The sequence below is a fragment of the Streptomyces sp. NPDC002577 genome, assembly GCF_053594815.1.
Genome location: NZ_JBSFWK010000032.1, coordinates 93,661 through 107,894, shown reverse-complemented (window position 1 = coordinate 107,894; position 14,234 = coordinate 93,661). Strand labels below are relative to the sequence as shown.

At 69.2% G+C, this 14,234-nt stretch carries 12 protein-coding genes; 10 read left to right on the top strand and 2 right to left on the bottom strand.

Features of this window, described 5'->3' with window-relative positions:
- Positions 1–221: 221 nt before the first annotated feature.
- From ACWD4J_RS30835 to ACWD4J_RS30815, 5 genes are all read left to right on the top strand, one after another.
- Entirely contained in the window at positions 222–1,307 is a 1,086-nt protein-coding gene (locus ACWD4J_RS30835) for an S-(hydroxymethyl)mycothiol dehydrogenase (RefSeq protein ID WP_451398736.1), read from the top strand.
- Complete coding sequence (locus tag ACWD4J_RS30830; RefSeq protein ID WP_451398735.1) at positions 1,307–1,939, top strand: MBL fold metallo-hydrolase; 633 nt, start codon at positions 1,307–1,309, stop codon at positions 1,937–1,939. Before ACWD4J_RS30835 ends, ACWD4J_RS30830 begins: the two co-directional genes overlap by 1 nt.
- 238 nt (positions 1,940–2,177) lie before the next feature.
- On the top strand, positions 2,178–2,540 hold the full coding sequence (locus ACWD4J_RS30825; protein ID WP_451398734.1) for a bifunctional 3-phenylpropionate/cinnamic acid dioxygenase ferredoxin subunit: 363 nt from the start codon (positions 2,178–2,180) through the stop codon (positions 2,538–2,540).
- Complete coding sequence (locus ACWD4J_RS30820; RefSeq protein WP_451398733.1) at positions 2,537–3,700, top strand: NAD(P)/FAD-dependent oxidoreductase; 1,164 nt, start codon at positions 2,537–2,539, stop codon at positions 3,698–3,700. The genes ACWD4J_RS30825 and ACWD4J_RS30820 overlap by 4 nt, the downstream gene beginning before the upstream one ends.
- 187 nt (positions 3,701–3,887) lie before the next feature.
- The gene (locus tag ACWD4J_RS30815) at positions 3,888–5,021 is read left to right on the top strand and encodes an aromatic ring-hydroxylating oxygenase subunit alpha (RefSeq protein WP_451398732.1); all 1,134 of its coding nucleotides are present in this window, start codon (positions 3,888–3,890) and stop codon (positions 5,019–5,021) included.
- 30 nt (positions 5,022–5,051) lie between these two features.
- Here ACWD4J_RS30815 and ACWD4J_RS30810 read toward each other — a convergent pair whose 3' ends face one another.
- Positions 5,052–5,849, bottom strand: a complete 798-nt coding sequence (locus tag ACWD4J_RS30810; protein WP_451398731.1) for an IclR family transcriptional regulator — start codon at positions 5,847–5,849, stop codon at positions 5,052–5,054.
- 151 nt (positions 5,850–6,000) lie between these two features.
- Here ACWD4J_RS30810 and betA point away from each other — a divergent pair, with 151 nt between their 5' ends.
- Both betA and ACWD4J_RS30800 read left to right on the top strand, forming a co-directional pair.
- Positions 6,001–7,686, top strand: a complete 1,686-nt coding sequence (gene betA, locus ACWD4J_RS30805) for a choline dehydrogenase (RefSeq protein ID WP_451398730.1) — start codon at positions 6,001–6,003, stop codon at positions 7,684–7,686.
- A gap of 3 nt (positions 7,687–7,689) precedes the next feature.
- Positions 7,690–8,526, top strand: a complete 837-nt coding sequence (locus tag ACWD4J_RS30800) for a 5,10-methylenetetrahydrofolate reductase (protein WP_451398729.1) — start codon at positions 7,690–7,692, stop codon at positions 8,524–8,526.
- 63 nt (positions 8,527–8,589) lie between these two features.
- Here the strand turns inward: ACWD4J_RS30800 and purU are convergent, their stop codons facing one another.
- Positions 8,590–9,462: a formyltetrahydrofolate deformylase gene (gene purU, locus ACWD4J_RS30795; RefSeq protein WP_451398728.1), complete on the bottom strand. Its 873-nt coding sequence runs from the start codon at positions 9,460–9,462 to the stop codon at positions 8,590–8,592.
- Positions 9,463–9,682: 220 nt separating this feature from the next.
- Between purU and ACWD4J_RS30790 the strand changes: the two genes are divergently transcribed.
- The 3 genes from ACWD4J_RS30790 to ACWD4J_RS30780 are packed head-to-tail and all read left to right on the top strand — an operon-like array spanning position 9,683 to position 14,234.
- Positions 9,683–11,152: an aldehyde dehydrogenase family protein gene (locus ACWD4J_RS30790; RefSeq protein WP_451398727.1), complete on the top strand. Its 1,470-nt coding sequence runs from the start codon at positions 9,683–9,685 to the stop codon at positions 11,150–11,152.
- 20 nt (positions 11,153–11,172) lie between these two features.
- Entirely contained in the window at positions 11,173–12,261 is a 1,089-nt protein-coding gene (locus tag ACWD4J_RS30785; RefSeq protein WP_451398726.1) for a quaternary amine ABC transporter ATP-binding protein, read from the top strand.
- A complete protein-coding gene (locus tag ACWD4J_RS30780; protein ID WP_451398725.1) occupies positions 12,261–14,234 on the top strand; it encodes an ABC transporter permease in 1,974 nt (657 codons plus the stop codon). Before ACWD4J_RS30785 ends, ACWD4J_RS30780 begins: the two co-directional genes overlap by 1 nt.

Below are 14,234 nucleotides of genomic sequence, written 5' to 3'. Positions count from 1 at the left end.
GCCACAAGCGGCAGAACCTTGAAAGCCACACCCGACGCCCCTGGGCGGACCAACCATACGAAGGGCTCGCCCGGTCCCGGAGAAGAACGTAGGGATCCTTGACCGCTGATCGGACCTCCACGATGCTGGGCACTGTTGCGAAACGTGAGATCAGTACCGTAATGAGCAACATCAGGTCCATGTTTCGCACCACCAGGTTTCGTACCAGTCGAGGAGTGGTCATGGCTCACCAGGTCCGTGCTGTCGTCGCGCGAGGAAAGGGCGCCCCTGTCAGCCTGGAAACGATCAACGTGCCCGACCCTGGTCCGGGCGAGGCGCTGGTGAAGGTCGAGGCCTGCGGGGTCTGCCACACCGATCTGCACTACCGCGAGGGCGGCATCAACGACGACTTCCCGTTCCTGCTGGGCCACGAGGCCGCGGGCGTCGTGGAGTCGGTGGGCGAGGGCGTGACCGATGTCGCTCCCGGCGACTTCGTGATCCTCAACTGGCGTGCGGTGTGCGGGCAGTGCCGGGCCTGTCTGCGCGGACGGCCGTGGTACTGCTTCAGCACCCACAACGCGAAGCAGAAGATGACGCTGGAGGACGGCACCGAGCTGTCCCCGGCACTGGGCATCGGCGCGTTCGCCGAGAAGACGCTGGTGGCGGCGGGCCAGTGCACGAAGGTCGACCGGGCCGCGTCCCCGGCGGCCGCCGGCCTCCTCGGCTGCGGCGTGATGGCCGGCATCGGTGCCGCCATCAACACGGGCAACGTGGGGCGCGGCGACAGCGTGGCGGTCATCGGCTGCGGCGGCGTCGGGGACGCGGCGATCGCGGGCGCCCGGCTTGCCGGAGCGGCGAAGATCATCGCCGTCGACGTCGACGACCGGAAGCTCGAGACCGCGAAGAAGATCGGTGCGACCCACGCCGTCAACTCCCGGGAGGCCGACGCGGTCGAGGCGATCCAGAACCTCACCGGCGGCTTCGGCGCCGACGTCGTCATCGAGGCGGTCGGCCGCCCCGAGACGTACAAGCAGGCCTTCTACGCCCGCGACCTCGCGGGCACGGTCGTCCTCGTCGGCGTACCGACCCCGGAGATGAAGCTCGAACTGCCGCTCCTGGACGTCTTCGGCCGCGGCGGTGCCCTGAAGTCCAGCTGGTACGGCGACTGCCTGCCCTCCCGCGACTTCCCCATGCTCATCGACCTCTATCTGCAGGGCCGCCTGGACCTGGACGCGTTCGTCACCGAGACCATCGCGCTGGACGAGGTCGAGAAGGCCTTCGAGCGGATGCACGGCGGAGACGTGCTGCGCTCGGTGGTGGTCTTCTGATGGCCGGCGCCCGCATCGAACACCTTGTCACCTCGGGCACGTTCTCCCTGGACGGCGGCACCTGGGACGTCGACAACAACGTCTGGATCATCGGTGACGACCGCGAGGCGATCGTCATCGACGCCGCCCATGACGCCGACGCCATCGCCGAAGCCGTCGGCGAACGCACCCTGCGGGCCATCGTGTGCACCCACGCCCACAACGACCACATCGACGCGGCACCCGAACTGGCCGCCCGTACGGGCGCGCCCGTCCTGCTGCACGCCGACGACATGGTGCTCTGGAAACAGACCCACGCCGACCGCTCGCCCGACGGTGCGCTGGCCGACGGCCAGGTCATCACGGTGGCGGGCGTCGAGCTGACCGTGCTGCACACTCCGGGCCACGCCCCGGGCGCGGTCTGCCTGTACGCGCCGGGACTGAACGCGCTGTTCAGCGGTGACACCCTCTTCTCCGGCGGACCGGGGGCGACGGGAAGGTCGTACAGCCACTTCGGCACCATCGTCGACTCCATCCGGGACCGGCTGCTGTCACTGCCGGGCGACACCGTCGTGCACACCGGCCACGGGGAGACGACCACCATCGGCGCCGAGGCCCCGCATCTGCAGGAGTGGATCGACAGGGGTTTCTGAGACCCGAGCCCGCTGAGACGGCTGGATTCCGCACGCGACGACGGCGGCCTCGCCCGACGCTCGACGACGCCCGCACACGGGCGCTCGACGACGCCGACGGCGAGGCCGCCGTCCGCCTTTTGAGCAACCTCGAGCGGTGCTCGCACCGGCCTCCGGAACTCCTTGACAAGGGTTTGGGGGCACCCCAGACTAATGTTGCGCTAACCGCAATCCGTTTCGCTATACGCACCGAGGTGTCATGATGATTCCCGCGTGCCGTCTCGCAGATCTGCCGCGAGGCGAGGCCTTCCGGCTCGACATCGACCCGCCGATATCGGTGTTCCACACCGACGACGGCGAGGTCTTCGCGATCGACGACACCTGCACCCACCAGGACGCCTCGCTTGCCGACGGCTGGCTGGAGGGCTGCGAGGTCGAATGCCCGCTGCATGCCTCGAAGTTCGACCTCAGGACCGGCGCTGTCGACGCACCGCCGGCGAAGCTCCCCGTCCGCACCCACCAGGTCCTGGTCGAGGACGGCATGATCTACGTCCAGCCGTCCGCCGATGCGCCGAACCTGCCGCCCTGCGTCGCGTCCCGCCTCGCCGGAGGAGCCGCGTGAGGACGGTGGCGGTGGTGGGCGCCTCGCTGGCCGGGTTGTCGGCGGCGCGCTCACTGCGGAAGCGGGGGTACGACGGCCGGCTGGTCGTCATCGGCGACGAGCAGCACCGCCCGTACGACAGGCCGCCGCTGTCGAAGGAGTTCCTCGCCGGCGCCATGGGCGAGGCGGATCTCGCGCTGGAGACGGACGGTGAGGACCTGCAGGCGGAATGGCTGTTCGGGGCCCGGGCCACCGGACTCGACCGCGAGACCCGCTCCGTGCGGCTCGCCGACGGCCGTTCCGTACAAGCCGACGGCATCGTCATCGCCACCGGCGCGGCCGCCCGCACCCTGCCGGGTACCGACGGACTCGCCGGAGTGCACACGCTCCGCACACTGGACGACGCACGCGCCCTGCGTGACGAACTCGCCCTGGGCGGGCGGCTCGTCGTCATCGGCGGCGGGTTCATCGGCGCCGAAGTGGCCTCCACCGCCCATGGCATGGGTCTTCAAGTGACGGTCGTCGAGGCGGCGCCCACCCCGCTGGCGGGTCCGCTCGGCGAGACCATGGGCGGCGTCGTCTCCGCGCTCCATGCCGACCACGGCGTAAGGCTGTTGTGCGGCGTCGGCGTGAAGGGGCTGAGCGGGGAGACCCGGGTCGACGCGGTCCTGCTCGAGGACGGCCGCACCCTGCCCGCCGACATCGTCGTCGTCGGAGTGGGCGCCCGACCCTGCGTCGACTGGCTGGAGGGGTCGGGCGTCGTACTCGAGAACGGCGTCAAGTGCGGAGCGGACGGCCGTACCAGCCTCGCCGGTGTGGTCGCCGTCGGTGACTGCGCCAACTGGTACGACCCGGTCGCGGGGATCCACCGCCGCGTCGAGCACTGGACCGGCGCCCTGGAGCGCCCCGATGCGGCCGTGGCCACACTGCTCTCCGGTGGTGCCGCGGAACCGGGCGTGCCCAAACCGCCGTACTTCTGGTCCGACCAGTACGGCGTGAAGATCCAGTTCGCCGGCCACTCCGCCGGGGCCGACAGCGTCACGGTCGAGGAGGGCTCCCCGGACAGCCGGAGCTTCCTGGCCGTCTACCGCCGCGCCGGACACCCCGTCGCGGTGCTCGGAATGAACCAGCCGCGGCTCTTCACCCGCTGGCGCAAGCAGCTCGCAGCCTCCATGTCTTGACCTCGCAGCCTCCATGTCTTGACACCGCCCGTGCGGCATCAGATGCTGCAGTTGCGTATCACACGCAGCGTTGCTCAATGCACAACGAATCACGCACGCTGCTCCCTCCCAGCACCACACCGTCCGGTCTTGCCCTTCACCGGCGCGTTCACGACCGATCCACGACGTTTCCCGCGAGGAGTGCACTGTGACCTCGACCAGCCTGCCGGACAGCCTGATCGCCACTCTCCCCGGCTCGTACTACACCGATCCCGCGATCTTCGCCCAGGAGCAGGAGCGGATCTTCGAGAACATGTGGTTCTGCGCCGTGCGCTCCTCGGAGCTGGCCAAGCCCGGAGCGTTCAGGACCGTCGAGGTGGGCCGCGAGAGCATCCTGGTCACCCGCGCGAGGGACAACTCGATCCGCGCCTTCTTCAATGTGTGCCGGCACCGCGGAGCCAAGATCTGCACGGAGGAGTCCGGCGAGGTCAAGCGGGCCTTCCAGTGCCCGTACCACGCGTGGACGTACGACCTGACGGGCAAGCTCGTCGCGGCGCCCAACCTCACCAAGATGCCCGACGTCGGCCGCACCGAGTACGGCCTGGTGAGTGTGGCGACCCGCGAATGGCTCGGCTATGTGTGGGTCTGCCTCGCGGAGAACCCGCCGTCCTTCGAGGAGCAGGTGATCGGCGAGGTCGTCACCCGGCTCGGCGACACCGAGTCGATCGAGCACTACGACATAGACAACCTCGAGGTCGGCAAGCGGATCGTCTACGACGTCCAGGCGAACTGGAAGCTGATCGTCGAGAACTTCATGGAGTGCTACCACTGCGCCACGATCCACCCCGAACTCACCGAGGTGCTGCCGGAGTTCGCCGACGGCTACGCCGCCCAGTACTACGTCGGCCACGGCGCGGAGTTCGGCGCGGAGGTCAAGGGCTTCACGGTCGACGGCTCGGAGGGACTCGACCGCATCCCCGGCGTCACCGAGGACCAGGACCGCCGCTACTACGCGATCACCATCAAGCCGCAGGTGTTCATCAACCTCGTCCCCGACCACGTGATCTTCCACCGCATGTACCCGGTCGCCGCCGACCGCACCATCGTCGAGTGCGACTGGCTCTATCTGAAGCACGTCGTGGACAGCGGCAAGGACGTCAGCCGGTCCGTCGAGCTCTTCGACCGGGTCAACCGCCAGGACTTCGACGCGTGCGAGCGCTGCCAGCCCGCGATGAGCTCCCGCTTGTACGCCAAGGGCGGCGTCCTCGTACCGAGCGAGCACCACATCGGCGCGTTCCACGACTGGATCCACGAGCGCCTCGGCACGCGGCAGCCCGAGTAGCGGCGGTTCTGCAGGGCATAGCGTGGGGGATCAGCCCAGGAAGCCCATCCGGTGGCTGATCTCCTCCGCCCCCTTGAGCAGCAACGCGGACAGCTCGTGCATGCGCTCCTCGGTGAAGCGGTACGAGGGGCCGGAGGCGCTGAGCGAGGCGATGACCTCTCCGTCGCGGTTGCGGATGGGCGCGGCCACGGCGTGCAGCCCGATCTCCAGCTCCTCCAGGGTGTACGCGTACCCGCGCTCCCGGGCCTCGGCGAGGTTCTTCTCGAGCTTCGTCTTCGAGGTGATCGTGTGCGGCGTGATCTTCTCGAGGCCGGCGTCGGACAGCAGCGCGGCGCGTTCCTTGGCGGGCAGATGCGCCAGCAGGATCTTGCCGCTGGAGGTGGCGTGCAGTGGGGTCAGCTGGCCGACCCAGTTGTGGGCGGTGACGGCTGCCGGGCCGCGCACCTGGTACAGGTTGATCGCGTAGTGCTCCTGCATCACGGCGATGTTGACGGTCTCGCCGACCTCCTCGGCGAGGCGCTCGCAGACGGGGCGGCCCTGCTGGGTGATGTCGATGCGTCCCGTGACCGCGCCCGCCAGGCGTACGATGCCGAAGCCGAGCCGGTACTTGCCGCGCTCGCCCGCCTGCTCCACCAGACCGCGCGCCTCCAGGGCGCCGAGCAGCCGGAACGCGGTGGACTTGTGAACATCGATCTCGGCAGCCACCTCGCTGACGCCCGCCTCGCCGCGCTGGGCGAGGATCTCCAGGACGCTGATGGCGCGGTCGACGGACTGCACGCCGCCGCTCCCTGAACTCGTCATCTCGGTATCTGAACCGTAGTTGCTCATGGCGAAACTATACGCGCAGTAAACAACGACGAGGCAAGTAACAAGTGCGAAGCCCAAATGTTGCAAGTTGCGCCTCTCGCAACCTAGTGCGTATAGCGCTACTCGTACTAGCATGCGGCGCACATCGACGGCGCGAGCGAGACGAGGCACCATGGCTCCCCTGCAGTACGACTTCGTCATCGTCGGCGGTGGATCGGCCGGCAGCGCACTGGCGAACCGGCTCTCCGCCGACCCGGACAACCGCGTGCTGGTACTGGAGGCCGGCCGGCCCGACTACCCGTGGGACGTCTTCATCCACATGCCCGCGGCGCTGACGTACCCCATCGGCAGCCGCTTCTACGACTGGAAGTACGAGTCCGAGCCCGAGCCCCACATGGGCGGCCGGCGCGTCTACCACGCCCGCGGCAAGGTGCTGGGCGGCTCCAGCAGCATCAACGGCATGATTTTCCAGCGCGGCAACCCCCTGGACTACGAGCGCTGGGCCGCCGACCCCGGCATGGAGACCTGGGACTACGCGCACTGCCTGCCGTACTTCAGGCGCATGGAGAACTGTCTCGCGGCCGATCCCGACGACGAGTTCCGCGGCCACGACGGTCCGCTCGTCCTCGAACGCGGCCCGGCCACCAACCCGCTCTTCGGCGCGTTCCTCAAGGCCACCCAGGAGGCGGGCTACGCGCCCACCGACGACGTCAACGGCTACCGGCAGGAGGGCTTCGCGCACTTCGACCGCAACGTCAGCCGGGGACGCCGGCTGTCCGCCGCCAAGGCGTACCTGAAGCCCGTGAAGAAGCGGCCGAACCTCACCGTCACCACCCGCGCCCTGGTCACCCGCGTCCTCTTCGAGGGCAAGCGCGCCGTCGGCGTCGAGTACCGCCGCAGGGGCAAGACCCAGCAGGTGCGCGCCCGCGAGGTCATCCTCTGCGGCGGCGCCATCAACTCCCCGCAGCTGCTGCAGCTCTCCGGCGTCGGCAACGCCGAGGAGCTGAGCGCGCTCGGCATCGACGTCGTCCACGACCTCCCGGGCGTCGGCGAGAACATGCAGGACCATCTGGAGGTGTACGTCCAGTACGGCTGCAAGCAGCCCGTCTCCATGCAGCCGTACCTGGCGAAGTGGCGCGCCCCCTTCATCGGCCTGCAGTGGCTCTTCCGCAAGGGCCCGGCCGCCACCAACCACTTCGAGGCGGGCGGCTTCGCGCGCAGCAACGAGGACGTGGACTACCCCAACCTGATGTTCCACTTCCTGCCCATCGCCGTCCGTTACGACGGCTCGTCGCCGTCCGGCGGGCACGGCTACCAGGTGCACGTCGGGCCCATGTACTCCGACGCCATCGGCTCCGTGAAGATCAAGAGCAAGAACCCGGAGGAGCACCCGGCCCTCCGCTTCAACTACCTCTCCACCGAACAGGACCGCCGCGAGTGGGTGGAGGCGATCCGTGTGGCGCGCAAGCTCCTCAACCAGCCCGCGCTCGCCCCGTACAACGACGGGGAGGTCTCACCCGGACCGTCCGTCGAGACGGACGAGGAGATCCTCGCCTGGGTCGCGAAGGAGGGCGAGACCGCCCTGCACCCGTCCTGCACCTGCAAGATGGGCACCGACGAGATGTCCGTCGTCGACCCGGCCAGCATGCGGGTGCACGGCCTGGAGGGGCTGCGCGTCGTCGACGCGTCGGTGATGCCGTACGTCACCAACGGCAACATCTACGCGCCGGTGATGATGATCGCCGAGAAGGCGGCCGACCTCATCCTCGGCAAGGAGCCGCTGGCGCCCTCCAAGGCCGCGTACTACCGGCACCGCGACGCCGAGAAGCAGGCCGGCGCCCCGACGCAGGCAGGGTAGGCCTTGGGCGCCGACAGCTTCCGGGCGCTGCTCGACAGCGTCCGCTACGAGGTGCTGCCCGCGAAGTCGACGGAGGACAAGGTTCTCGCCCACGTGCCGCGCGACATCGCGGTCACCGTGACCGCGTCGCCGGTCAAGGGCCTGGAGCCCACGCTCGACCTCACCACCCGGCTCGCGGGGCACGGCTACCGCGTCGTCCCGCATGTGCCCGCGCGGCTGCTGCGGGACGACGCGCACCTGAAGGAGGTCGTCGAACGGCTGCGCGCGGTGGGCGTCGACGACGTCTTCGTGCCGGCCGGGGACGCCGATCCGCCGGCCGGGGCGTACGACGGGGCCCTGCCCGTGCTCCGCCGCCTGAGCGAGCTCGGGGGCCCCTTCACACATGTCGGCATCACCGGCTATCCCGAGAGCCATCCGCTCATCCACGACGACCTCACCATCCAGGCGATGTGGGACAAGCGGACGCACGCCACGTACATCGTCAGCAACCTCTGCTTCGATCCGCGCGTGCTCGGCGACTGGGTGGCGCGGATTCGGCGCCGTGACGTCACCCTGCCCGTCCATGTGGGCGTCGCGGGACCCGTCCAGCGGGCGAAACTGCTGTCCATGGCGGCGAAGATCGGCGTGGGGGAGTCGACGCGCTTTCTCACCAAGCACGCCTCGTGGTTCCTGCGCTTCGCGGCACCGGGCGGCTACTCGCCCGAGCGGCTGCTGACCCGCAGCGCCGGGGCGCTCACCGCGCCGGATGCGGCGGTGGCGGGCCTGCACTTGTTCACGTTCAACCAGATCGCGGAGACGGAGCGGTGGCGCCGCACGATGCTCGACCGCCTCGGCGGCTGAGTACGAGTACGTCGTGGGGCGGACCGGAATCCGGCCCGCCCCACGACGTATACGACCCAGCGCTCAGCGGAACACGATCGTGCGGTTCCCGTGCACCATCACGCGGCTCTCGCTGTGCCACTTCACCGCGTGTGCCAGCACCTGCGCCTCCACGTCCCGTCCGACCGTGACGAGCTCGTCCGGGTCGAGGGAGTGGTCGACGCGGACCACGTCCTGCTCGATGATCTGTCCCTCGTCCAGCTCGGGCGTCACATAGTGCGCCGTCGCGCCGACGAGCTTCACGCCGCGCTCGTACGCCTGCTGGTAGGGGCGCGCGCCCTTGAAGCTCGGCAGGAACGAGTGGTGGATGTTGATGGCGCGGCCCTCCAGCTGTTTGCACAGGTCGTCCGAGAGGACCTGCATGTAGCGGGCCAGCACCACCAGGTCGACGTCCAGGTCGCGCACCAGCTCCATCAGTCGCGCCTCGGCCTCGGGCTTGGTCTCCTTGGTCACCGGGATGTGGTGGAAGGGGATGTCGTAGGTCTCCGCGAGGCCCTCGAAGTCCCGGTGGTTGGAGACGATCGCGGGAATCTCGATGTTGAGGGCGCCGGCGCGCCGGCGGAAGAGCAGATCGTTCAGGCAGTGCCCGAACCTGGACACCATGATGAGCGCCCGGGTCGGCGTGGAGGCGTCGCGGAGGGTCCACGAAATCCCGTAGGCCTCGGCGACCGGACCGAATCGGTAACGCAGATTTTTCAAATCGGCGTCCGGGTCGGACACGTCGAAATGGACCCTCATGAAGAAACGGCCCTGGAGCCGGTCATCGAACTGCTGGCTTTCCAGGATGTTGCCGGAGTTCCTGACGAGGAAGCCGCTCACGGCGTGGACCAGTCCTGCGGTGTCCGGACACGAGAGGGTGAGGACGTACTCACGGCCAGGTTGCGGTCGAGGGGACATATACAGCCTCCGTCGGTGCGTATTGCACAACAAGGTGAGCGATACGCAACATGGTTGGGCTCGGTGCGGTCCCCGGTCAAGAGTCGCCGGGCAAGTACTCCCATGCCGAAATCGTCATCCTCTGACCCCTTGACGTATGTCTGTTCATTCGGCCAGGGTGTTCCACCACGAGCAATTCAATGCACGATGCGCAACGAATTCTGGTCGAAGGGCTCCACCCGTGGCAGACCTGTATGTAGACGGAGAATGGCGCGAGCCGGTGGCCGGAGGCCGCCGGGAAATCCGCTGTCCCGCGGACGGCACGCTCACCGCGACCGTATCCGAAGGAACGCGCGCCGACACCGAGGCCGCCATCGCCGCCGCGCGCCGGGCCTTCGACGACGGACCCTGGCCCCGCACCCCCGAGCGTGAGCGCGGCGCGCTGCTGCTGCGCACCGCCGACCTCATCGAGCGCGACGCCAAGGAGTTCGCCCGCGCCGAGTCGCTGGACACCGGAAAGCGGCTGGTGGAGAGCGAGTACGACATCGCCGACGTCGTCTCCTGCTTCCGCTACTACGGCGGCATCGCCGGCACCAGCGCGGGGCGTGTGGTCGACACCGGGCGCGACGACGCCCTCAGTCGCGTCACCTACGAACCGGTCGGTGTATGCGGGCTGATCACGCCCTGGAACTACCCGCTGCTGCAGGCCTCGTGGAAGGTCGCCCCGGCCCTCCTCGCGGGCAACACGATCGTCCTCAAGCCGAGCGAGCTCACCCCCTCCACCTCGGTCCTGCTGATGCGGGCGCTGGAGGAGGCGGGTCTCCCGGCGGGCGCCGCCAACCTCGTGCTCGGCACCGGCCCCGAAGTGGGCGCGCCGCTCTCCGAGGATCCGGCCGTCGACATGGTCTCCTTCACCGGCGGCCTGGAGACCGGTAAGAGGATCATGGCCACGGCCGCCTCGACGGTGAAGAAGGTCGCGCTGGAACTCGGCGGCAAGAATCCGAACGTGGTCTTCGCCGACGCCGACTTCGAGACGGCCGTCGACTTCGCCCTCACAGCCGTCTTCCTGCACTCCGGGCAGGTCTGCTCGGCCGGCGCCCGCCTGATCGTCGAGGACTCCCTCCACGACGCCTTCGTCGACGAACTCGTGCGCCGGGCAGGGCAGATCCGGCTCGGCGGGCCCTTCGACCCCGAGGCCGAGACCGGAGCGCTGATCTCCGCACAGCACCGCGAGAAGGTCGAGGCGTATGTCGCGGCGGGGATCGCGGAGGGCGCCGTCCTGCGCTGCGGCGGCGAACGCCCCGAGGACCCCGCGCTCGCGGGCGGCTACTACTACCCGCCCACCGTCCTCGACGAGTGCCGGCAGGACATGCGCGTGGTGCACGAGGAGTCCTTCGGCCCTGTGCTCACCGTCGAGCGCTTCACCGACGAGGACGACGCCGTCCGTATCGCCAACGACACCGAGTACGGACTCGCCGGAGCCGTCTGGACGCAGGACGCCGGCAAGGCCCAGCGGGTCGCGCGGCGGCTGCGCCACGGCACCGTGTGGATCAACGACTACCACCCCTATGTGCCGCAGGCGGAATGGGGTGGCTTCGGGAGTTCCGGAGTGGGCCGGGAGCTGGGACCGACCGGCCTCGACGAGTACCGGGAGCCCAAGCACGTCTGGCAGAACATCCAACCCCGGCCGCAGCACTGGTTCCGCGGCTGAACGCCGAAAAGAGGTCGATCGTGACCCCAGCACAGACCGAGGTGCCGCAGCGGCGCGGCACACCCCAGGACTCGGCCCCCACTCCGGTCATATCCGTGCGCAGGCTGTGGAAGGTGTTCGGGCCGAAGGCCGACCAGGTGCCGGGCTCCGACGAGCTGTGCGGTCTCACCCGCCGCGAGCTCATGGACCGCACCGGATGCACCGCCGCCGTACGCGACGTGAACTTCGAGGTGGCGCCCGGCGAGGTCTTCGTCGTCATGGGCCTGTCCGGCTCCGGCAAGTCCACGCTGGTGCGATGTCTCACCCGGCTGATCGAACCCACCTCGGGCGAGATCGTCTTCGAGGGCCAGGACATTCGCGGCGCGGACGCGAAACGCCTGCGCGACCTGCGGCGCCGCAAGTTCTCCATGGTCTTCCAGCACTTCGGGCTGCTGCCCCACCGCAAGGTCGTCGACAACGTGGCGTTCGGCCTGGAGATCCGCGGCATGACGAAGGCCGAACGCACCAAGCGGGCCCTGGAGGTCGTCGAACTGGTCGGCCTCGCCGGATACGAGAACTCCTACCCCGACCAGCTCTCCGGCGGCATGCAGCAGCGCGTCGGCCTCGCCCGCGCCCTGGCCGGCGACCCCGACGTGCTCTTCTTCGACGAGCCGTTCTCCGCGCTCGACCCGCTGATCCGCCGCGACATGCAGAACGAGGTCATCCGCCTGCACCACGAGGTCGGCAAGACCATGGTGTTCATCACCCACGACCTCTCCGAGGCGCTCAAGCTCGGCGACCGCATCCTGATCATGCGCGACGGCAAGATGGTCCAGTGCGGCACCGGCGACGAACTGGTAGGTGCCCCGGCCGATGACTACGTACGCGAATTCGTCAAGGACGTGCCGCGCGGCGACGTACTGACCCTTCGCTGGATCATGCGTCCCGTATCGCCCGAAGACGCCCTCGACGGGCCGGAGTTGGGCCCGGACGTGGTCGTGCGGGAAGCCACGCGGGCGGTGCTCGCGGCCGAGAAGCCGGTCAAGGTCGTCGAGAACGGCAAGCTGCTCGGCATCGTCGGCGACGAGGAGATCCTCGCGGTCGTCGCCGGGCAGGAAGGCGGCGCGTGATGGCCGTCGCCATCGAGAAGACCCCGCCGGTCGCGGCCGTACGCACCGTCTCCCGCCGCGTCGTCGTGGCCGCGATCCTCATCGCCTGGCTGCTGCTCTTCACCGTGCTGCGCGGCAAGCAGACGCTGTCCCTCGCGGCGGCCGACCTCACCGATCTGCACCGCTGGTTCAACGACGTCAACGACGCGATCGGCGCCGACCGGAACTCCAACCCGCTCTTCCTCTACTTCTTCAACGAGATCCGCCTGGTCATCGACAATCTGGTGACCTTCATCCAGGCGCTGATCTCCCAGCCCTCCGCGGGCCGTCCCGTCCCGCAGATCGGCTGGCTCGGCGTCGTGGGCCTCGTCGGCTACGTCTCCTGGGCTGTCGGCAACTGGCGGGTGGCGCTCCTGGCCGTGGCGGGCTTCACCTTCCTCGGGCTGCAGGGCCTGTGGCAGGAGAGCATGGACACCCTCGCGCTGACCGTCTCGGCGGTCTTCGTGGCGCTGCTGATCGGGATCCCGCTGGGCGTGTGGGCCGGTCTCTCCGACCGGGTCAACCGGATCATGACGCCGTTCCTGGACTTCATGCAGACGATGCCGACCTTCGTCTACCTGGCCCCGCTCACCCTGTTCTTCCTCATCGGCCCGGCCTCCGCCACGATCGCCACACTGATCTACGCGGCACCGCCCGCGATCCGTATCACCGCGCACGCCATCCGCTCCGTGCCGGAGACCACGGTCGAGGCGGCCGACTCGCTGGGCTCGACGCGGCGGCAGGCGCTGCTGAAGGTCCTGCTGCCGATGTCCAAGCGGACCGTGGTGATGGGCGTCAACCAGACCATCATGGCCGCGCTCGCCATGGTCACCATCGCGGCGCTGATCGACGCTCCCGGCCTCGGCAAGACCGTCGTCCAGGCGCTGCAGTCCCTGGATGTCGGCACGGCCTTCAACGCGGGCCTGGCCATCGTCGTCATGGCCATCGTCCTGGACCGGGTCACCACCGCAGCCAGCACACGGGAGGAGTACGCCCGGCGCTCGGGGAACCGGTTCGCCACGTGGCGGCGGCCGTTGCTCGGGGCGGGCGGAGTCGCCGCCGCGGTCCTCGTCTACCTGTCCCACACCTACGTATGGGCCGCGGAGTTCCCCGGCGAGGGCGGCACCGGCAGCGCCATCGCCGACGCGGCGGACACCGCGACCACCTGGGCCCAGGACAACCTGTCCGGCATCACGAACGCCTTCCGCGACGCCATCACCAACGGCCTGCTCAATCCCTTCCAGGCGCTGCTCACCGACTCCCCGTGGTGGCTGGTCGGCGCGGCCCTGATCGGGCTCGGCGCGGTGCTCGGCGGCTGGCGTGCCGGCGTCACGGCGGCCGTCTGCGTCGGCCTCCTGGTGGGCACGGGGCTGTGGTCGGACAGCATGACGACGCTCGCCTCCACCGTGGTGGCGACGGTGCTGGTGATGCTGCTCGGCGTCGTCTTCGGGGTGTGGATGGGGCGCAGCGCACTCGTGGACCGGATCATGCGGCCCACCCTCGACGCCGCCCAGGTCATGCCGCCGTTCGTCTATCTCGTGCCGTTCCTCGCGCTGTTCGGCGCGACGCGCTTCACGGCGATCGTCGCAGGCGTCGTCTACGCCGCGCCCGTCGCGATGAAGATCATCGCGGACGGGGTGCGGAAGGTGCCCGAGACCACGGTCGAGGCGGCGACCTCCGCCGGGTGCAACACCTGGCAGATCATCACCAAGGTCCAACTGCCGATGGCACGCAGCGCCCTGACCCTCGCGACCAACCAGGGCCTGATCTATGTGCTGTCGATGGTTGTTGTGGGCGGCCTGGTAGGTGCCGGCGCCCTCGGCTACGACGTCGTGGCCGGATTCTCGCAGGGAGAGCTGTACGGCAAGGGGCTGGCGGCGGGGCTCGCCATCGTACTGCTCGGAGTCATGTTCGACCGGATCACTCAGGCTGCGGCACGACGCACCAGGGCATAA